The sequence below is a fragment of the Teredinibacter purpureus genome, from assembly GCF_014217335.1.
Classification (GTDB): Bacteria; Pseudomonadota; Gammaproteobacteria; order Pseudomonadales; family Cellvibrionaceae; genus Teredinibacter; species Teredinibacter purpureus.
This window is the reverse complement of the sequence record NZ_CP060092.1, coordinates 655,168-675,512: the sequence shown is the minus strand read 5'-3', so window position 1 is coordinate 675,512 and position 20,345 is coordinate 655,168. Positions and strand designations below refer to the sequence as shown.

The window sequence follows — 20,345 nt, the reverse complement described above, 5'->3', positions numbered from 1 at the left end:
AATCATAAAAGGCACCGCTAAACTGTCGTGACCACGTCTGAGATTACGCCTAAAACCGTTCCGAAAAATCAAAAAATTCCGTTGGAAAATTTGCCCGTGACGGTAATAAAAGGTGTGGGTGAAAGACTCGCCGTGACGCTGGAAAAAATTGGGTTAAAAACCCTACAAGATATTCTTTTTCATCTCCCTATTCGTTATCTCGATCGCACACACATTACCGCTATCGCGCAATTACAGCTGAATACCACGGTGATGATTCAGGCGCGCGTATTGCGTGTACAAGTCGCAATGGGTCGCAAGCGCAGCTTAGTGGTGATTGTAGAAGACGATACTGGAACCGTTTGTTTGCGGTTTTATCATTTTAGTGGCTACCAAAAAGATAAGTTTCAGCAGGGAGCGTTACTTCGGTGTTATGGCGAGCCGCGTTTGGGCACCTCTGGCATGGAGTTTTATCACCCCGAATATGACTTTGTGGATGAGCGACAGCCAACCCCTGTCGACGAAAATTTAACCCCTATTTATGGCCTCACCGAGGGTATTTCACAGACGCGAATGCGCGGGATTGTGGAGCAAGCGGTGGCAATGATTCATCAGTACCCGCCGGACGAGATGTTACCGGTCGAGGTTAATCACAACTTTCAATGCGAATCCTTAACGCACGCGCTCACCTATATGCACCACCCACCGCACGATGCGCCGGTAGCGACCTTGATGGAAGGCTTGCATCCGAATCAACAGCGTTTGGCGTTCGAAGAGCTATTAGCGAATTTCTTAGCGCGTCGAAAAATACATGCGCTGGCGGCCATCGAATCAGCACCCGTGCTTGTGCTTGCGTCTGACCTGCGAGAACGGTTTTTAGCGCAGTTACCGTTTTCCTTAACGGGCGCACAAGAGCGGGTAATCGCTGATATAGCGCGAGACCTTATTGCCGGCAAGCCAATGCTTCGCATGGTGCAGGGCGATGTTGGGTCGGGCAAAACCTTAGTTGCGGCAATGGCGGCTTTGGCGGGAGTGTCCAGTGGCCGACAGGTAGCCGTGGTTGCGCCAACTGAAATTTTAGCGGAGCAACATTTTTATAACTTTAGTGATTGGATGCGTGTTCTGGGTTTTAACGTGGAATGGTTGGTGGGTAAATTAACGGCAGCCAAACGTCGAGATGCGTTAGTCCGTATCGCGAGCGGTGAAGCGCACATTGTGGTGGGTACCCACGCACTTTTCCAAGAGGACGTTACGTTCAGTCAATTGGGCCTAGCGGTCATTGATGAACAGCACCGGTTTGGGGTGGACCAACGTTTAAGTCTTCGACAAAAATCCCCCGCAGGCGCCATAGCGCATCAACTTGTGATGACCGCGACACCCATACCGCGCACATTAGCGATGACCGCCTATGCCGAGCTGGACTATAGCGTTATCGACGAGCTGCCACCTGGGCGTACACCCATTAACACTGTTCTTATTAGTCAATCTCGCCGTGAACAGGTGATCGAGCGTATTCGGCTGGCGTGTATCGATGGCAAACAAGCTTACTGGGTGTGTACCCTCGTTGAAGATTCCGAAACACTTGCCGCAGCCAATGCAGAAGAGACCGTGTGTTTGCTAAGAGAAGCGCTTTCGGGGCTCTCTATTGGCTTGGTACACGGTCGGTTAAAGTCCCGTGAAAAAGAAGCCGTAATGGCATCGTTTAAGTGTGGCGACCTACAGCTATTGGTGGCCACCACGGTTATTGAAGTGGGCGTAGACGTACCGAACGCGAGCTTGATGATTATCGAAAATCCCGAGCGGCTTGGGCTGGCCCAGCTTCACCAGCTAAGGGGACGCGTAGGGCGTGGTCGCGTTGCGAGCCATTGCGTGTTGTTATACGGCGCAAAGTTATCTGAGCAAGCGCGTTCGCGGTTACAAGTATTGCGTGATACGAACGATGGCTTTGTTGTTGCCGAGCGAGATTTACAATTGCGCGGCCCAGGGGAACTTTTGGGTACCCGCCAAACTGGGGAGGCACAATACCGCGTGGCCGATCTGGTTCGCGACGAACACCTTCTCGAGCGTGTAAATGCGCTTGGCGAACATCTACTCGAAAACCAACCCAGTATCGCGGATAAGCTCGTACAGCGTTGGGTAGGCCAGCGTAAAATCTATGCGCAGGTCTAAACGTTACACGCCGGCCACTATTGCGAGCAGCGCTGTTATAGCCATGGGCCGTATTGCTGGCGCGTGCTTCTATGTTCGCGCTTCTTAGATCTAACGACGCGGTAAAAGATCTCCTCACCGACTAGAAAATAGCCTATCCCCGACTATATTGAATGGATGACCGTTCGTATATGCGACCTATATAGTAGGAGATTTTAAGTGCCATTACCCGCCAGTATTCAAGAGTTACTCGATACCCAAAAAGTGACTTACAACATTGCTCAAATGGATGATCGCATAACAAGCCTTGCGCTAGTGCAGCAGCAACAGCAAGCCTGTCTTGTTCAGTCAATACTGCTTCAAGATGCGCAGGGACGTGTACAAGTTTTACTGCCTGGTGGTTCCATGGTCGATCTAGATGCGCTTCAGCAACAAACTGGCCGTCATTTTGAAGGTGTGAATATCGAAGAGCTAAAGCCGTTAATGAAAGAAGGTGAGCTGAGCTGTGTTCCGGCGCTACCGCGTTGGCAAGGTATGCCCACCATTGTAGACGCAGCGTTACTGAAGCAGAAAAAATTATGGTTGTATGCCGGTACAGACGGCTCGATGTTAGAAATTGCGCAACAAGATTTTGCGAGTATTATCACCTCTTCGGATGTAGTGGATTGCGCGACGCCTATTCCACAATTCGTAACCGATGCGCGTGGCGATGAAGAAAAAATATTGGATTCGGTCAAACGTTTCACGCAGAAACGTATTCGACAACGGTTAGACGAAACCTTGGAATTGCCACCGCTTCCCGAAACGGCTCAACGCATTATTAAATTACGCGCCGATCCCAACGCTGACATTAATGATCTAGCCAACATTGTTGAAATTGATCCCAGCCTTGCTGCGCAGGTGGTGAGTTGGGCGGCTTCACCCTACTATTCTGCTCCAGGAAAAATTAAATCAGTCCATGATGCCATCGTGCGGGTGTTAGGTTTTGATATGGTTTTAAATCTCGCACTGGGTTTAGCTTTAGGGCGAACAATGTCGATGCGAAGCTTAACGCCCGCTCATATTGATGAGTATTGGCGCGGCGCGGTCTATACGGCGGCGGCGGTTGAAGGCTTGGTTACCAGTATAGGCCGAGAGAGCCGTCCAAGTTTTGGAATGGCGTACCTTTCGGGCCTGCTGAATAATTTTGGTTATTTAGTCATGGCTGAAATATTCCCACCTTATTGGAGTAACATTGAGCGGGTGTGTAAAGCCAACCCCCATGTACCTATGGCATCGGTCGAACAACATTTACTCGGTGTTACGGGCAATCAAGTGGCTTCTTGGCTCATGGATAATTGGAATATGCCGCAAGAAGTTGTGGTTGCATTACGCCAGCAGCACAATGCTGAATACGTCGATGAATATGCTGTGTATGCCAAACTCGTGCATATCGCCCAAAACTTACTGGCCGGAGCAGGGTTTGGAAAAACCCTCGCGCGCCCAATACCCGAACGTTTATTTGAAGAGCTGCAACTCGACAGAGAAACCGCCAAGGTCACCATCGACAATATTTTAGAGTCCGGCGAAGATCTAGACGCCATTGCGGAAAAAATGCGTGGTTAAGGGCCAATACATAACCTTATACATTAGGTCTTGAGCTTGCACTCACAGCCACCCGCGTACAATGGTTTATTGATTGAACAAACGCGGATGAGCCTTGAGTGCAAAAGTTATCGTTATTTTCTGTACCGTCCCTCACCCTTTATAGTGTCGCAATTTTAGCGGCGCTCATGTATGGATTGGTGGTGCCAACACTCAGTATTTTTCTTTCAGAAGAGTTGCATGTTCGGCCATTGCTTGTAGGTTTATTTTTTGTTGCGTTAGCGTTAACCTCTATTGTATACGTACAAACTTTCGCTCTATGGCGCCATGAAACGTTTGATGGGCGAACACTCATTGCGGCCGGTTTAGTGATAGGTGGCTGTGCTTGCATAAGTTTTGCTTATGTTCGAATTTATTCACTTGTTTTGTTAGTGGCCATCGTACTCTTAAGTTTATCTTTTGCAGCCGTTGCACAAATATTGGCGCTAGCCGGCGACTATTCAGCGCAGTATTTGGCGAATAATAATCAGAAAAAATTTAAAAACAGTATGCGCCTCTGTATGGCAAGTGCCTGGCTAATGGCCACACCAATCGGTTTTTTCGTATTAAATTTCACGAGCTTTGAAATGTACTATATAGTCATGAGCGGGTGTTTTTGGGCGTTGGGTGTTAGTGCTTATATTATTTTGCCGAAAGCTCATTTGTATGGGGCGGCTGGTAACGTTTAAAACGTAAGCGCATAACTGAAAGGTACAGGCGATTTGTTTCTAGGGTTTTTTTTGCGGTATATCTGTTTTAGTAAAGTAATCACTAGAAGTTACACCCATGGACATATAAATATTAACGAGCCCATCAAAACCAAAGTCTACGTTGTCAACCCAGTCGATGGGCATATATAAAATGGCGCCGCCAAAAGGCACAGGGGCGGTTGGAATAACAATGGTGTAATACTGCTGCTGCTTTATCTCGACTGGCTTAGGGTTTGTTAATAATGCCAGTACCGCAGTGCCTGCGCGGTCTCCCCCAAAGTAGCACATCACAGCCGACATTCCTTTGTATTCTTCTTTCTCGGGCTTATCAAACAGCGTTATTAAACGCGATACGGTTTGATAGACGGAGCGTACAAGTGGAACGCGATTAAGTAAGCTAGACGTGAATACCCTCCAATGATTTTTTAAGCCCGCTTCAACCGCCACACCGAGTAAATACACCACGAGTAAGACACAGCCCACACCAATGGCGTATGCAGATATTTCGGTGGGAACAAAGTTAAGGCCTATACGGCCAAGCATGACTCCGATGTAACTATCTGGCCCAAGATATCGGTGCACCAATTCGGCTAGCCACACAATAACAGCTGCTGTTACGGCTAAAGGTAGTGCCGCAAGGAGCCCTGCAATAAAGGTTTTAGTTAAATTTCCGATAACGCTGGGGCGTGAAATTAGCGGGTTATTAGGCATGATAGAGGCTCGTGTAGGCAGCGTGGTCGTACAGTAAAAACTGCACATAGACTTTTTGTTGGTGGCTATGATGCGCCCTATAAGGGTGGCCGTACAAGCGTATAAACGTGTTTTTGCATTTTTAGAGTTAAGCAATTTGTGGCTGAATTTACGTGCCTACACAGGTTATTGTGCAGTTTTTTCGTCGATTGAGTACCATAATTCTTTGCGATTGATGGGGGTGGAAGGAGGCAGTAAAGGGTTGGAAAGCCGGAAAATTTTGCGCTCCGCTAGCGCAGACTTTTCAATAATAGCGTGAAAAAACTCGAAGAAAAGAGCGTCGAAGGAGCCGTCTGCAATAGCGATTTCTAGCCCTTGTTCAAGCACTTTGGCGAGTTCAGGTTTTGATGGTGTTACAAAAAAATAAACGGCAGAAGCGTAACGAAGAGCTACGGTTTTTTCGATGCTAATTCCACCTGTTGCATAGCGTGATCGTTCATCCCAAATTTCGTTGATTGAACGCGGGAAATAGTCGATACGCTTGTTACGCATGAGGCTAATAATTGCGGGGCTATCAAATCCCGGCCGCACACGTAACGAGTTGGCTTCCAGAATTTTAATGTCTGGCCAATCAAAACCTTGACCTGCGAAATATTCACCTAAATCAGAAGGCGATTTTACGTGATCAAATAACCCTTGATCTTCTTCTCTTATGAACGCTAAACGCCAGCCAATTAATCCTTTGAATATTGGAATGCGTACCGGCAGTAGCGATTCTTCAAGTGCTGTATTGGTATGCATCCAATTAACATCATGCTGGCCTTCGCCTAATAGTTTTGCGTTTCTTAAGCCAATACTCATGTCCGCAGGAACGTGCATGATGGTGTAGTCACTCGCGGATTTCTCAATAGCGAGTCGAAACAGGCTTAGCGCATAGGTATTGCGATGAAAAAATTCACGAGAGGTATTAACAATGGGATAACGGACGACACGTGGTGATTCTGCTGCGAGTGCGTTTGCGTGTAAATAACCCGTATGCAGCGTCAATAAAGTGGAGGCGCCAAAGAGGTAGCAGACGTGTGTAAATTGATTGAAATAGCGAATTATCACTGACATTTAAACGTGTCATAGTAGTGCTGGATTAAAAAAGCATAGTTTACTTTAGACGACAGCGTGACAAAAAATCGGGCATTTTTAGATGAATTCGTGCGTTTTTTTAGATGATTTTGATCAATGAGAGAGCTGCTATAAACGTCAGTTTTCTATATGAAAGCTAATAAGTTTATTGTGCGAAAGAGAGGGTACTATGAGTAAACGCTTCGTTTCGATAAAAATAAAATCGGCGATAGTGTTACCGCTACCACGTAGGTTCAAAAGGGTTTGTTTTTCGCCTTTTGGCGATACGCTTATAAGCTCGCCCTCATAGAGTGATACCCAGTAATTGTCGCCTACCACTTGCACGCCATCTAACATGCCATTGGGAAAAAGCGCCAAAGTAGTAATGTTATGTGTGTCGATGTTAATGGCTTGTAATGCGGAGTGTTTAATGGTGGCAGCATAGAGAATGTTACCGCTAACAAATAAGCCGTTGGTGTGAGCGAGCGTTTCGTGTTCAAGCCATTCAGAAACACTACCGTTCCTGATTAAAATAATACGATTGTCATCACTGGCGGAAACGTAAATATCGCCGTTTTGGTTAATGGTAATATCGTTTAAAAAACGGGTGGTGTGAATGGGGATACGCTGAATAATTTCGCCAGAATCTAGCGATGCAATGGCAATCCCGGTGCGTTCTACAATGTAAAGTTTATCGTTAAAGAGGGTAATGCCCGAGGGCTCAATTAGGCCTGTCACCCACGCGAGTTGAATCACATCGCCGTTGAGCGAAACCTTGGAGACAACATCGTCTGGCGTGTAAGAGTCGGGAACTGCGCTGTTGCGCATATTGGAGACATACAGTAGCTCGCGCTGGGGGTCGAATACCACCGATTCCGGTGAAGAGAATACGGGCGCGGTTTGCCATTGCTCGCTAACTGCGGGCACGGGCGAGGCCGTGAAAGGGCTTACGCAACCCAGCAAGTGCATGATCGCGATCAGCACGATTACCCGGTGCAACGTTTGATGTCTTATTAGCAGCATGGAGTGATCGTTATCTAACAAATGAGTTCGCTAGTATACAAGAAATCAAATAAACGTTTAATTTAATTTCCCCTGCACAGCGTCACCCGCCATCGATGCGTGTTTTTTCACCTTCGGTACGCGCAACAATCGTGGCACAGCAACTATCGCTGAAAACGTTCACTGCCGTACGAAGCATATCCAGCACACGGTCGGTGACAAGAAGTAGCCCTATACCTTCTGCGGGTAAACCAACGGCCGCCAGAATTACAGATATGGCAACTAGACTAGCGGCGGGAATACCGGCGACACCGACTGAGGTTAGCAGGGCAATAAGTACAATCGTAAACTGTGTAGTGAAGGTTAGATCTAACCCGTAGGCTTGTGCTATAAACATAGCCGCCACACATTCGTATAGCGCTGTGCCATCCATATTTATGGTAGCGCCTAAGGGGAGTACGAAAGAGGTCGTTCGATTGGACACGCCCACCTTTTTTTCCATACATTCCATTGTGATGGGCAAGGTGCCGGATGATGAGGCGGTAGAAAATGCCGTGAGTAGCGCAGGTGCCATGCTTTTGTATTGGCCTGTTGGGTGAACCCGAGCAATGAATTTTAAGGCTAGCGGCAAGGTGATTAACACATGAATAGCGAGCGCTAACACCACGCATAGGAAGAAAATCATGAGCGGGCCGAACGAAGCGAGCCCCGTGGTGGCAACAGTATTGCCCACAAGCCCGAATACACCAATGGGCGTAAATTTCATAATAAAAAGGGTAATACCCATCATAGTATCGAACACGCCCTGCCAGAAATTAAGCAACGTTTCTTTGTAGCGGCTTTCAATGCGTGTCATGTAAAAACCGAACAACAAGCCAAAGCATATGAGCCCAAGCATTTGTCCGTTCGCAGCGGCAGCGACAACGTTAGGCGGCAGCATGCGATGGAAAACAGCGGCAATATCGCCGGTGCCTCGGCCTTCAATTTTACTCAATGTTGAATTTAAGTCTTCAGGGCTACTCAAATTTAAAATATCTTTGGCGGGTTGCCCGTCGATAATACCGGGCGTTAATAAGTTGACGACGAGTAGGCCCGTGAGAATAGCCATAAGGCTCGAGGCCATATAAAACCCAATAGTTTTACCGCCGAGCCGGCCTAGATCGCTGCCTTGGCCCAAGGTGGCAATACCGGTAATAATCGACGATAAAATGAGAGGGACAATAATCATTTTCAGCCCGTTCATAAACATTTTGCCTACGAACACCATCGTATCTTGAATATATTCACCTGCGGCAATACCTTTTTGGTTTAATTCGTTAACGAGTAAACCGGTTAAAATAGCAGCGACAATGGCGACTAGAATTTGCAGGTGGAGAGGCATTTTTAACATGGATTCTTCCGTTATTATTGGTCGATATTAGGCGGTTGTGACAGTGAGCGTAACGCGCTGCTAGGTTTAAAGCTAATGTAATTTTTGGGGCTAATATGGATGGGCGCGCCGGTTTTAGGGTGTTTACCGTTACGTTCGGCACGCGTTTTAACCGAAAACGCACCAAAACCCATGAGATTGACACTTTCGCCACGTGCGAGGGCATTTGTCATTTGTTCGATTAATGCCGCAACGGCGTCATCGGCTTGGCGAGTATTTAAGCCGGTAACGTGCGCTACGGTTTGAATTAGTTCAGGTTTACGCATGGGTGTCTCCGGTGGTAGCGTTTAAATTAGTGTGAACAGTTGCTATAAACACGGTTAAAATACCGGTTAGTTTGATTTTAGATGAATTCGCCGATTCATCATCGAAACACACTTCGCCAATACGTTGAGCGACTCCTTTCCCTAATTGATCACACACCATGAAGACAACTGTGCCGCAGATTCCCGCTAAACTTAAAAATGTCGCTCGCTTAATGCGGCTTGACCGTCCAATTGGTATCTATCTTGTGCTGTGGCCAACGCTTTGGGCTTTGTGGTTATCTGCCGAAGGTATTCCGCGGCTAGACGTATTGTTCATTTTTGTAGTGGGTGTGGTGCTCATGCGATCGGCGGGTTGTGTTATCAATGATCTAGCCGATCGTAAGGTGGACGGCCATGTGGCCCGCACGCAGCAACGGCCTCTGGTAACGGGAGCTGTGAGCGTTAAAGAGGCGATAGCGCTTTTTGCGGCATTAAGTGGCCTTGCATTTTTGTTGGTGTTAATGACGAATGCCCTCACGGTTTACCTGTCGTTTGGAGGCATAGTGTTGGCGTTTTGCTATCCCTTCATGAAGCGGTATACCCACTTACCTCAAGTCGTACTAGGGGCCGCTTTTGCGTGGGCCGTGCCTATGGCGTTTGCCGCGCAAACGGGCGAACTATCGCCAGATATGTGGGTGCTTTACACGGCGGTGGTTTTGTGGACGGTAGCGTATGACACGTTTTATGCGATGGTTGATCGTGATGACGACATTAAAATCGGCGTGAAATCGACGGCTATTTTGTTTGGTGATCAGGATAAGCTGATGACAGCGGTGCTGCAATGCATGGTGATTTTTGCACTCGGGCTGGTTGGTCAGAAGTTTCAGCTTGGCTGGATTTACAACTTATCTGTTCTCGTTGCGGGCGGTTTTATGGTGTATCAGCAGTATTTAATTCGGGATCGTAAGCGAGAGGCGTGTTTTCAGGCGTTTCTTAACAACAACTGGGTTGGCATGATTGTGTTTTTAGGTATTTTACTCGATTACGCCGTATTAACGCATTAAATTAGGGCGTTTCTAGTTTTATTTCACCCATTTCGGCACTTTATTCGTAATGTCATAAAAGCGTAATAAAACCTTTATTTAATCCTGTCTGGTTCGGTACTGCTCCTATTCTTAATGTCATTGTCATAGACAGGGCTAAGAGCTTACTGTAAGTCAGCGATCAACACGCTTTTTAGCAGGATGAAATCTCCATGGTTGAGAAAAAAATACTGATTGTAGACGACGAACGCGCGATTCGAGATATGTTGCGAGTGGCGCTGGAAATGGCAGAATATGGCGTTTTGGAAGCGTGCGATGCACAAGAGGCCCATCAAATTATTGTGGATGTGCGGCCAGACTTAGTGTTACTCGATTGGATGATGCCCGGGATTAGCGGTATAGAGTTGGCCCGTCGATTGAAAAACGATGAAGTTACCCGCGAAATTCCGCTCATTTTGCTCACGGCCAAAGGCGAAGAAGACAATAAAATTCAGGGCTTGGAATTGGGCGCTGATGATTACATTACCAAGCCATTCTCTCCACGGGAGCTTGTGGCGCGTTTACGGGCGGTGCTGCGCCGAGCCGATACGCTGTCCAGTGGCGACCCCATTATCGTTGAAGGGCTCTGTCTAGACCCAAGTAGTCACCGAGTTACCATCAGTGGAAGCCCCATTCAACTGGGCCCTACCGAATACCGCTTACTGGAATTCTTTCTAACGCATCAAGAAAGGGTATACTCGCGCAATCAACTGCTCGACTATGTTTGGGGCGGCAACGTGTATGTAGAAGAGCGCACAGTGGACGTTCATATCCGCCGTCTGCGCAAGGCCCTGAAGGCGGATGGCCATGATAGGCTTGTCCAAACCGTTCGTGGAGCAGGTTATCGTTTCTCCAACAAGTTTTTGGCTACAGCCGAATAACCAACAAGCTAATTCTTTATGTTTCGAAAAGGTATAGCCACTGAGATTAAGTGGCTTCTGGTGTATTTGTCTGTTGCCTTTGCAATTGGCATTCTTATCAAGGCTATCTGGCCCACAATGTTGTTGGGTGCTTTGGCTTATGTCGGTTGGACGTTCTATCAAGTGCGCTGTTTAGAGTCGTGGGTTAACGATACGCGGTTGCAAGGCGTGCACGATTACGAATTACGCGGTATCTGGGGGGAAATTGCCGAAGATATCGAATTAATGCTTAAACGAGCAGAAAAAGATAAACAGCGGCTACGGGGTGTCGTGGCTCGAGTGCAAGATATGACCTCGGCATTGGCCGATGGCGTAGTTATTGTTGATAAGCGCGATAATATCGAGTGGTGGAATCGTTCCGCTGAGCGCCAATTTGATTTCACGCCTCAGGATTTGGGCCGCAAGCTAACTAACTATATTCGCCACCCTCGTTTCGTCGACTATTACGAAAGCGACTGCTACGACGAACCGCTTGAGCTGGTGTCAATGCGGCAAGAGGGGCAAACTCTCCAGTTTCATATTCATCGGTTTGGTGACGGCGACCGGCTAGTTATTGCGCGCGATATCACGCATATTGCCAACTTAGAGCGCATGCGAAAAGATTTTGTTGCCAACGTATCGCACGAATTGCGCACGCCACTGACGGTCATTAATGGTTACCTCGAGACCTTGGTCGATTCAGCTGAATTGTCGCCCGCGTGGAATAAACCGCTCGATCAAATGCAAGGTCAAACGCGTCGAATGACCGGTTTGATTACCGACTTGCTCACCTTGTCTAGGCTCGAAACAGAAGATCGAGAGGCTGGCCAGTCGCCAGTTGCATTGCGGCCTTTACTCGAACAAATTGTCGCTGAGGCAAAAGTACTGAGCGGGGAACGAGCACATATTTTTGAGATTAAGTGTGAACCTCGTGTGGAACTATTAGGGTTAGAAAATGAACTCCGTAGCGCTTTTGCCAACTTAATTTACAACGCGGTAAATTATACGGGTAGCGGCCGCAAAATATCCGTTGTGGTAGAGCTTAAGCCTGTCGAAGTTATTGTGAAAGTTAAAGACAACGGTGACGGTATAGACCCACGGCATTTGCCGCGCTTAACGGAGCGTTTTTATCGGGTGGATCACGGTCGTTCTCGAGAAACCGGCGGAACAGGCCTAGGTTTATCCATTGTTAAGCACATTTTATTGCGACATGATGCAGACCTGCGAATTCGTAGTAAGCTCAAAAAAGGCAGCGTTTTTGCGTGTCATTTTCCGATAAAACGTTTTGTCAAAAATGTAGGCGAACACTAATTTCTTAAACATCCTAGTTGTTTGTGCTTTGTCGAGCCTGTTTAGAGTCCTTAGCGAGGTAAAAAATGCAGGCTACATTTATAAACTCAATAACCGATATTAATGAACATACTTGGGCTGCGCTCTGGCCTGAGGCCCACCCATTTACTCGCTACGGTTTTTTAGCCGCTTTAGAAACGTCGGGAAGTACGACCGCTGAAAGCGGCTGGCAGCCTTGCCACTTACTTATACACAACAATCAAACACTCATTGCGGCATTGCCTCTCTATGAAAAAACACATTCCTACGGAGAGTATGTGTTTGATTGGGGGTGGGCGGATGCCTACCAGCGTGCCGGTTTAGAGTATTACCCAAAGTTATTGAACGCCATACCTTTTACGCCCGCAACCGGCCCGCGAATGGCGTTTTCTAGCGACCTTAATACCCTGCAATATAGCGAGTGTATGGCGGTAATAGAAGAGGCCATCGCACAGCGTCTTTGTGATCTTAACGGTTCGGGCTTTCATTGTTTATTCCCGTCGGCAAGCAACAGATCATTGTTTTCCCCGACGCGTTATGCTCAACGTCAGGGCACGCAGTTTCATTGGTTTAATCAAGGCTTCACCTGTTTCGATCAGTTTTTAGAAAGTTTTAGTTCGAGAAAACGTAAAAACATTAAACGAGAACGCCAAAAAGTGTGCGCCCAGAATATTCAGTTTGCCATGCGTAAAGGCGGTGATGTGAGTGCGAGTGACTGGCGAATTTTTTCGATGCTATATCAAACCACGTATTTAAAACGTAGTGGCCATGCGGGTTATCTTAACGAAGATTTTTTCTGCAGAATTGCAAAGGCTATGCCTGAATCAATAGTACTGTGCAGCGCACATGGCGAGTCGTTAGAGAACCCTATGTTAGCGGCAGCGCTATACTTCAGAGATGACACAACGTTGTATGGTCGTTACTGGGGCGCGCGCGAAGAAGTTGATGGGTTGCACTTCGAAACCTGCTATTACCAAGGAATAGATTATGCTATTGCACAGGGCCTACAACGATTCGACCCGGGCGCGCAAGGCGAACATAAAATTCAGCGGGGTTTTACCCCCGTTAAAACGTGCTCTTACCATTACCTCGTAAACAAACAATTTCATCAAGCCGTGGAAACATTCGTTGGTGAAGAATTACAACAAAATCACGCTTACTGCACGGATGCACGCACTTATGTGCCCTTTAAAGATGGGCACACTCTGATGGATGATGATATGTTATTGGAAGTCCCTAAATCGCCAAAGGCGCTTTAATTTTGCGCGCGAAAACGTATTAATCGACACGCCCATTGCCACTAAAGAGTGGTGTCTGCATCGTGCCTTGCCACGTTCCGTCTACGCTCGGTGCGGTATAAACAATTCGAAATTGATGCCAGCCGAGTAGTGAACCGGTTTCGACATGCTCTCCTTCAGTGTCAACATGCCAGCGTGTTTCACTAAAATCGATTTGAATGGTTTTTGATTCGTCGGGTTGGAGTATTGTGGTGTCGGGGAGCTGTGTGTTGATGGTGCAACCACGATCAGCATTTTCTTTGTAGCTAGAATTATTGTAGTGAACAAGAGAAAAGGAACAGTCATCCGCCAAGTGCGCGAGGGTAAGAGGCTGTTGCGAAACGTTCTGCATTGTAATGCTAATAATGGGGCTAACAATGGCATCGTTTGGGTCTCTACGTTCGGGTGCCGGTTGAATAAAAGCCAGCTGTATTCCAAGCTTGCTCCAACGGTGATCAGTAATTACGGCTGTTCCATCGCCTCCTACGGCTAAACGCATTTCAACCGGTATTTGAAGGGCGTCGCGCGTGCCAAGCGTGTCCTCCATTGCTTTGCCTTTACCCTGCTCAACAAAATACTGTTCGATACCGTATTTTAAATTAATAAAACCGTTACGCGAGCGCATAAAAGACCATGTTGTATTGACGCGTGCTCTAATAAAAGTGGCATTTTTAGGTTGTTGATCGGTTAGATAATCAAACGAATAAACGTCGTCTGCGCCGTGTTTAAGAGCGGTGTAAAGTACTTGGCCTGCGTTTAACTCTTCGAATGGGCGAACACCTTGGTACTGGGATTGATGGATGCTGTTAATACCATAACGCAATCGCACAAAATCACCTCTGAATGGATCGCGAGGGTCAATGGGTGCCGAGCGTAAATATAACGTTTTACCTGTTGCAACTATCATTTCTCGCTTGCCCGCCATAAACGCCAAAATAAATACTTGCGCAATAATGGCGACGATTACCCCTTTACGTAATACGTTTTTATTGAACATGAGGGCGGGCCTCCGTGGCAAATTGTTCGCGCTGTTTTAGTTTTTGTCGGGAGTAATAAATACCCACGAAAAACAAGAGTGCACCAATCACTAAAAAGGCCGCAGCTCTTATTAATAAACTGTCAAATAGATCGATAAAACGGGCAAACGTGAAGGCCGATAGCATGATAGTGCCCACCGTTGCGGCTTGCCATACGAGTTGATGAGTGCCGCGATAGATAAGCAATATACTGTAAGACAGAAATAAAACGTTGTATAAAATCCAGTTAAATTCATAAAGATTAAACGGTTTGAATACAGAGAGTAGTGACAGCGTTAGTGTACCTAATATGAGTGCAATTTCAGCCGTAAAAATAACGTTATTAATAGAGTGTCGGTAACGCGTTAGCAGCAGCGTGGTAATGCTAACACTGTACACAATAGGCAGTAAAAAATAGCTGGCAGTTTGTATTGAAAGTGCTTGTAAATCGCCCCTAAAGTAGACGTTATCAACCGCTGAAAATGTGAAAATATAGAGCGTTATAACAAAAACACTAACGCCAATGGTGCGAAAAATTCCGTGGCTTTCGGGGAAGCTACTGGTTGTTACGACGAAACTGGTAAGAATACAGCCTCCGCTTAACAGAAGTAGAAGCGTAAGCACGGTCGCTTCGTGCGAATCGGCAGTTTGGCCGTAAGATAACGAAAAAGTGAAAATAAATAGCGACAGTGACATAAACAGTGCACTGCGTGATCGTTGAAACCACGCAAGAGGGATAATGCCCACTAATACAATCCAGTTCGCCCAATGGTTTACCGTTTGAAAGTTAAATACTTCGAAGGAATGCCATAGGGCAATTAAGGTTAGCGATAGCAGCGTGTGAACGAGTGACGGTAGTGTCCAAGCGATCGCGAGTGCGCCTAGCGCCCACACTAAGAGCGCATTGGGGTAATGCTCGTCTATATGGTAGATTTGGGCGACTAGCCAAATACCTGCGCCAAACAGCATGGTGCCTAATACATGTAAGCTTTCACCAACTTTAGGGTGATTGCTATGTTGGCCACTGTAATAATAACCGAGAGCATGTGCGGTTATGAGTGACAGTAGTACAACCGCCATTTTACTAAACCGGTGCATGTCTGCCCAATTGTAAGCAAAGAGTAAAATAATGCCCAAGCCAAAAATAATAGAGCCTATAGCGGCAAATATTATTTTCCCCCATACCGGTTCATCGTGTTCACGGTAAAGCGATTGGATACGCTGCGCTTGAGCGTTATCGATAATGCCTTGGGTTTGCCAGAGCGCTAATTCATTGAATAGCCAGCGAGTGGTTTTATTCATGGCGTACTTCCTTGTGGATTAAAACGGTAGTGCCCAGTGGGTGTGTAGCTAAAAATACGGTCCTGCAGTTGCGGCCCCATGCCAATATTGTGTACCACTAAAGGGCGACCAGAAACACGGTCTTTTTTATGCGTGACAATACCGATATGAGGCAGATTGCCGCTTAGACGCCAACTCACAATATCACCAGGTAAATAATCGTTTGGGTCGTTTGATAAGGGTAATGAAGACCCATTGCGCGCAAAAAAAGTTTCTAAGTTGGGAACGCGACGGTGGTCGATATTGGTATCGGGGCGAGTATGCCCCCAGAGGGTATTCGAAGGGTATTGTGCGAAGTTTTCGCGAATGTCGTTGTGTAATACTTGTTGTAAATCGATACCGAGTTGGCGGTAGCTGCGAATTACAACATCGGTACAAACGCCAATGTTTGGCGCAACATCACCACCGGGGTAATCGATTTTTTGGTAACTGCCGTCGTAAGTAATGGCGTGTTGTGTCCGTTCAAGTGCAGCCTCAGATAGGCGTTCGCCAAAGGGTTTGCCAAAGCAATGCGTTGCGATTAAACCACTTAAAGTAATGACCCCTAGCCAGTGTGTAAGGTTAATGTGCATTGTGTTTTCCTCACGTTGGATGTGCGTTCGTTAAATGCAGCACTAATTTTTCGGCAACCGCTTGCACGGCTGGCCCCGCGTTACTTTGATCACCCACAATTAAATACAGCGGGATATGTCGTTCACCGCCGGTGCGCATATTCAGGCGAATGAGCTCGCCATTGTCTAGGCTAGATTGAACGATATGAAGCGGTAAAAACGCAAAACCTAAGTCTGATTTAACGGCTTCAATACTGGTGGCAAAAGAGGACACTGTCCAGCGCTGGTCTGCGCCGAGCCAGCCCGCATCTTGTTCTCGTTTTAGGCCGGAATCACGAACAACTATTTGTCGATGGTTTTTGAGATCTTTTTCACTTACATGTGACCGGCGCACCAGCGGATGATGACTGCCAGCGACGGGCACCATGGTGATATGTTGGAGCGGCGTACTGAGAAATCCCGGTGGTATATTACCGCTAATGGCGATGTCGGCTTGGCGCGTTATGAGCGCTTCGTCTGTACCGGAAAGCGTGGTTTCGTAAAGCCGAATACGCGTGCTGGGGCTTTGTGATGAAAAATCTTGTAAGCCGCACAGGAGTTGTTTGAGGGGCGTGAGAGCGTCTGCAGCTATGGCGACTTCAGTTTCCCAGCCGCTCGCAAGATACGTTGCAGTCTTTTCCAGTTGTTCGGCTTCAGTTAATAGGCTGGCCGCGTGGCGATACAGTACCTTCCCCGCTTCTGTTAATTCCGCCTTGCGCCCGCGTTGCACGAGCGGTGCGATAGGTAGCTGTTCTTGTAGGCGAGCAATAATGTAACTAACGCTAGATTGGCTTTTGTTCAATGCTTCGGCCGCCCTAGCGAAGGAGCCTTCATCGATAACGGTTTTAAAGGTTTGCCACTGCTCAAGTGTTATTTTCATGATGTATCAATATTTTCGATTAATAAGTGCAAATATAGCGTACATTTAATCGGAAATGAAAGCATAAGATGGTAACCCTACTAAGGCGGCCCTGCGCATAAACGTCAGCGGCATAAAAGAGAGGTTACTATGAGCACACATGTTTTAACGATTGATTCGAGCATTTTTTCTGAGGCTGGCGTTTCCCATCAATTAGGGCAACGGTTAATGACATTGTTAGCCGAGGAGCTTGATGACCTCACGGTGACCCACCGCGATATCGCTTCTGACCCTATACCCCATTTGGATGCCTCAACACTCGGCGCTATTGGTGAGGGTAAGGCGGTTTTAGCGGATACGTTGATAGCCGAGTTCAGTGCTGCCGATATATTGATTCTGGGTGTGCCCATGTACAACTTTGGCGTACCCTCGGTGTTAAAGGCGTGGTTTGACCATATAACGCGAGCGGGCACAACGTTCGAATATACGGAGAACGGCCCAGTGGGTTTAGCGGGCAAAAAGAAAGTGTTCGTTCTTATGACGCGTGGTGGGCAGTATCAGGGTACCGAGGCAGATTCTTTAACCCGCTTTATGAAAACATTGTTAGGTTTTTTAGGCCTGAATGATGTTGAATTTATTTATGCAGAGGGTTTAAACATGTCTGGTGGCGTGCGTGAAACGGCTATCGCAAAAGCCGAAGAGACAATAAAGGCTCACGTTGATGCGTTAGTGAGCGAGCAGGAGGTTGTATGACAACAGTAAAAAATACCGCAGTGAAACAACGCGATATCGTCGAGCAGATTCGCGCGCGTGCAGCGTCTGATGGCGACGGCGTAAAGCTTAAACGAGTGTTTGGTGGGGAACGCCCAGAACGTTTTGATCCGTTTCTAATGCTGGATGAGTTTGGTTCGGATGAGGCCGCCGATTATATTGGTGGCTTCCCCCCCCACCCTCACAGAGGGTTTGAAACGGTAACCTATATGCTAGAAGGGAAAATGGAACATCGTGATCACATGGGCAATGTTGGCCTCATCAATGATGGTGATGTGCAGTGGATGACTGCAGGAAAAGGCATTATTCATTCGGAAATGCCGAAACAAACGGAAGGTAAAATGCGCGGTTTTCAGTTGTGGGTTAACCTCCCCGCTAAACGTAAATTGATACCGGCAAATTACAACGATATAGATGGCGCTGCCATTCCGATGTATGCCTGGGATGGATTACAATTAAAGGCTTTTTCGGGTAAAACGGAGATAAATGCTAATGCCGTTACCGGTTATTTATCGGTAAAAGATACAGAAGCATTGTTTGTTGATATTCATTTACAGCCAGGGGCTGTTGCCGATATCGCCTTAACCAATGGTCACAACGCTTTGGCGTATGTGTATGACGGCGGCGTAACCTTGGGCGAAAAACAGGTGGTGACTCGCGCGCAAACATTGACGCGTTTCAGTGGTAACGGCAATGTGGTTATCCAGAATAAGGGCAAGAACGTTGCGAGAGTATTGATGTTGTCGGGTAAGCCGTTAAAAGAACCCATTGTGCAACACGGGCCATTTGTGATGAACTCATCTAAAGAAATACAGCAGGCTATTGCAGATTATCAAGCGGGACGTTTAGCGAGTTAACGGAATGCCTTGGCGGCCACTTTTGTGGAAGCGTTGCCGCGAGATTACATTTTTTGGCGATGCAACGTTTGCAGGCTTAACCGTTAAAAACACCCCACTTTGGATTTCGGTGTTCTCTCGTTGAAATTCTGATTATGCTGTGTGGCCAGCCTCAATGATGAATGAACCATGATTAATCTAATGTCTCGTTTTTTATACAGTCTTATCGCATTTACTGTATTGGCGTGCTCAGAGAAGCCGGTACCGTCTACGCCGCTAAGTGATGCCGCTACACCTGCCATGTCGTCGTCAGACTTTACTGTGTATAAAAGCCCTACGTGTGGGTGTTGTGCCGATTGGATTGCCCACGTGAATGATGCCGGTTTTACAACCCAGACAGTCCACCCGGACGATCTTAATACCGTTAAGCAATCGCTGAATATTCCGCGCGAGTCGCAATCATGCCATACCGCCGTAACAAAGGAGGGCTATGTGTTTGAAGGCCATATTCCTGCGCATGTGATACAGCGGTTTCTGGCGGAGCGCCCTGCTAATGCTATTGGGTTAGCGGTGCCTGGTATGCCCGTTGGCAGCCCGGGCATGGAAATGGGCGATCGATTTGATGCTTACGATGTATGGCTATTACGTAAAGACGGTAAGCGAGAGGTCTTTACACATTTAGCGTCTCCGCGTGGCGAGCTTAAGTAAACACGCGAACGAAATTATCGATGGGTTCACGCGGAGTACGGTACTGATTGACGGGGGCTGCAGTGTCTTCATAACCGAGCGCCATACCGCATACCAAGGTTAAAGAGGCGTCGTAGCCGAGTGATTCTTTTACGATGGCGGGGTACTGCCCGAGCGCCGCTTGAGCGCAAGTGGCCAAGCCTTCTTCTACGGCTGCTAGCATTATGGATTGTAAGAACATGCCGTAGTCCATAAACGAGCCAGTTTTCATCACGGGATCGATAAAGAAATACAGCGAGATGGGCGCATCAAAAGCAGTGTAGTTAGCCTGCCATTGCGCGCGCTGGCGATCGCGATCTTCGCGTGTAATGTTAAGCGTGGTATACATTTGTAGGCCGCAGGCACGGCGGCGCGACTTGTAGGGCTCTACCCATTCGAGCGGGTAGTACAAATAATCCATTTTCTCTTCATCTCCGCGCCCGAACGCCGCGACTAGTGCGTTATCCAGTGTACGTTTGTGCTCGCCAGAGACCACTGCCACCTGCCACGGTTGTGCATTAGTACCAGAAGGTGCGTGTGCCGCAGCGCTGAGAATTCGTGACACAATATCGCTGTCGACCGGCTTGTCTAAAAAGGCTCGGACGGATTTTCGTTCTTGTAAGGCTTGGCGAACATCCATAGCTGATCTCTTTCTGGCGGTAAATACGGAGAGGGCT

20 protein-coding genes are annotated in these 20,345 nt (G+C 47.4%); 10 read left to right on the top strand and 10 right to left on the bottom strand.

From position 1 onward, the window contains the following. Window positions 1-75: 75 nt before the first annotated feature. From recG to H5647_RS02785, 3 genes are all read left to right on the top strand, one after another. Window positions 76-2,148, top strand: coding sequence for an ATP-dependent DNA helicase RecG (gene recG / locus H5647_RS02795; protein WP_268871368.1), 2,073 nt, complete (start codon window positions 76-78; stop codon window positions 2,146-2,148). A gap of 198 nt (window positions 2,149-2,346) precedes the next feature. Then, window positions 2,347-3,732: an HDOD domain-containing protein gene (locus H5647_RS02790; RefSeq protein WP_045856144.1), complete on the top strand. Its 1,386-nt coding sequence runs from the start codon at window positions 2,347-2,349 to the stop codon at window positions 3,730-3,732. A 98-nt stretch (window positions 3,733-3,830) separates the two neighbouring features. Beyond that, complete coding sequence (locus H5647_RS02785) at window positions 3,831-4,439, top strand: MFS transporter (RefSeq protein ID WP_162926267.1); 609 nt, start codon at window positions 3,831-3,833, stop codon at window positions 4,437-4,439. 39 nt (window positions 4,440-4,478) lie between these two features. On the opposite strand, the gene H5647_RS02780 is transcribed toward H5647_RS02785, so the two are convergent. The 5 genes from H5647_RS02780 to H5647_RS02760 form a co-directional block, all read right to left on the bottom strand. Then, window positions 4,479-5,171 carry a DUF502 domain-containing protein gene (locus H5647_RS02780; RefSeq protein WP_045856140.1) on the bottom strand — a complete coding sequence of 231 codons (693 nt, stop codon included), beginning with the start codon at window positions 5,169-5,171 and terminating at the stop codon, window positions 4,479-4,481. A gap of 165 nt (window positions 5,172-5,336) precedes the next feature. Further along, complete coding sequence (locus tag H5647_RS02775) at window positions 5,337-6,266, bottom strand: diguanylate cyclase (protein WP_162926266.1); 930 nt, start codon at window positions 6,264-6,266, stop codon at window positions 5,337-5,339. 138 nt (window positions 6,267-6,404) lie between these two features. After that, window positions 6,405-7,289 (bottom strand): SMP-30/gluconolactonase/LRE family protein, encoded by an 885-nt coding sequence (locus H5647_RS02770; RefSeq protein WP_162926265.1) that lies wholly within the window; start codon window positions 7,287-7,289, stop codon window positions 6,405-6,407. An 82-nt stretch (window positions 7,290-7,371) separates the two neighbouring features. Beyond that, window positions 7,372-8,658 (bottom strand): dicarboxylate/amino acid:cation symporter, encoded by a 1,287-nt coding sequence (locus H5647_RS02765; protein WP_045856137.1) that lies wholly within the window; start codon window positions 8,656-8,658, stop codon window positions 7,372-7,374. 14 nt (window positions 8,659-8,672) lie between these two features. Next, the gene (locus H5647_RS02760) at window positions 8,673-8,963 is read right to left on the bottom strand and encodes an HU family DNA-binding protein (RefSeq protein WP_045856134.1); all 291 of its coding nucleotides are present in this window, start codon (window positions 8,961-8,963) and stop codon (window positions 8,673-8,675) included. A gap of 158 nt (window positions 8,964-9,121) precedes the next feature. Here H5647_RS02760 and ubiA point away from each other — a divergent pair, with 158 nt between their 5' ends. The 4 genes from ubiA (at window position 9,122) to H5647_RS02740 (ending at window position 13,511) form a co-directional block, all read left to right on the top strand. Further along, window positions 9,122-10,006, top strand: coding sequence for a 4-hydroxybenzoate octaprenyltransferase (gene ubiA, locus H5647_RS02755; RefSeq protein WP_045856131.1), 885 nt, complete (start codon window positions 9,122-9,124; stop codon window positions 10,004-10,006). 191 nt (window positions 10,007-10,197) lie between these two features. Next, window positions 10,198-10,905, top strand: coding sequence for a phosphate regulon transcriptional regulator PhoB (gene phoB / locus H5647_RS02750; RefSeq protein WP_045856129.1), 708 nt, complete (start codon window positions 10,198-10,200; stop codon window positions 10,903-10,905). An 18-nt stretch (window positions 10,906-10,923) separates the two neighbouring features. After that, window positions 10,924-12,234, top strand: coding sequence for a phosphate regulon sensor histidine kinase PhoR (phoR, locus tag H5647_RS02745; protein ID WP_045856127.1), 1,311 nt, complete (start codon window positions 10,924-10,926; stop codon window positions 12,232-12,234). Between the two features lie 65 nt (window positions 12,235-12,299). Continuing rightward, entirely contained in the window at window positions 12,300-13,511 is a 1,212-nt protein-coding gene (locus H5647_RS02740) for a GNAT family N-acetyltransferase (RefSeq protein ID WP_045856125.1), read from the top strand. Window positions 13,512-13,530: 19 nt separating this feature from the next. Here H5647_RS02740 and H5647_RS02735 read toward each other — a convergent pair whose 3' ends face one another. The 4 genes from H5647_RS02735 to H5647_RS02720 are packed head-to-tail and all read right to left on the bottom strand — an operon-like array spanning window position 13,531 to window position 17,356. Then, complete coding sequence (locus H5647_RS02735) at window positions 13,531-14,526, bottom strand: GDYXXLXY domain-containing protein (protein WP_045856124.1); 996 nt, start codon at window positions 14,524-14,526, stop codon at window positions 13,531-13,533. Beyond that, entirely contained in the window at window positions 14,516-15,847 is a 1,332-nt protein-coding gene (locus tag H5647_RS02730) for a DUF2157 domain-containing protein (protein ID WP_045856122.1), read from the bottom strand. The genes H5647_RS02735 and H5647_RS02730 overlap by 11 nt, the downstream gene beginning before the upstream one ends. Then, window positions 15,844-16,458 carry a DUF1287 domain-containing protein gene (locus tag H5647_RS02725; protein WP_052691830.1) on the bottom strand — a complete coding sequence of 205 codons (615 nt, stop codon included), beginning with the start codon at window positions 16,456-16,458 and terminating at the stop codon, window positions 15,844-15,846. The genes H5647_RS02730 and H5647_RS02725 overlap by 4 nt, the downstream gene beginning before the upstream one ends. 10 nt (window positions 16,459-16,468) lie before the next feature. Continuing rightward, on the bottom strand, window positions 16,469-17,356 hold the full coding sequence (locus H5647_RS02720; RefSeq protein ID WP_045856119.1) for a LysR family transcriptional regulator: 888 nt from the start codon (window positions 17,354-17,356) through the stop codon (window positions 16,469-16,471). A gap of 129 nt (window positions 17,357-17,485) precedes the next feature. On the opposite strand from H5647_RS02720, the gene H5647_RS02715 reads away from it, so the two are divergent. The 3 genes from H5647_RS02715 to H5647_RS02705 all read left to right on the top strand — a co-directional run bounded on the left by H5647_RS02715 (window position 17,486) and on the right by H5647_RS02705 (window position 19,650). Further along, window positions 17,486-18,088: an FMN-dependent NADH-azoreductase gene (locus tag H5647_RS02715; protein ID WP_045856117.1), complete on the top strand. Its 603-nt coding sequence runs from the start codon at window positions 17,486-17,488 to the stop codon at window positions 18,086-18,088. Continuing rightward, complete coding sequence (locus tag H5647_RS02710; RefSeq protein ID WP_045856115.1) at window positions 18,085-18,963, top strand: pirin family protein; 879 nt, start codon at window positions 18,085-18,087, stop codon at window positions 18,961-18,963. The genes H5647_RS02715 and H5647_RS02710 overlap by 4 nt, the downstream gene beginning before the upstream one ends. Before the next feature lie 168 nt (window positions 18,964-19,131). Further along, the gene (locus tag H5647_RS02705; protein WP_045856113.1) at window positions 19,132-19,650 is read left to right on the top strand and encodes a DUF411 domain-containing protein; all 519 of its coding nucleotides are present in this window, start codon (window positions 19,132-19,134) and stop codon (window positions 19,648-19,650) included. Here H5647_RS02705 and H5647_RS02700 read toward each other — a convergent pair. Then, a complete protein-coding gene (locus H5647_RS02700; RefSeq protein WP_045856111.1) occupies window positions 19,643-20,308 on the bottom strand; it encodes a nitroreductase in 666 nt (221 codons plus the stop codon). The two genes, H5647_RS02705 and H5647_RS02700, sit on opposite strands and share 8 nt — an antisense overlap. Window positions 20,309-20,345: the final 37 nt, after the last annotated feature.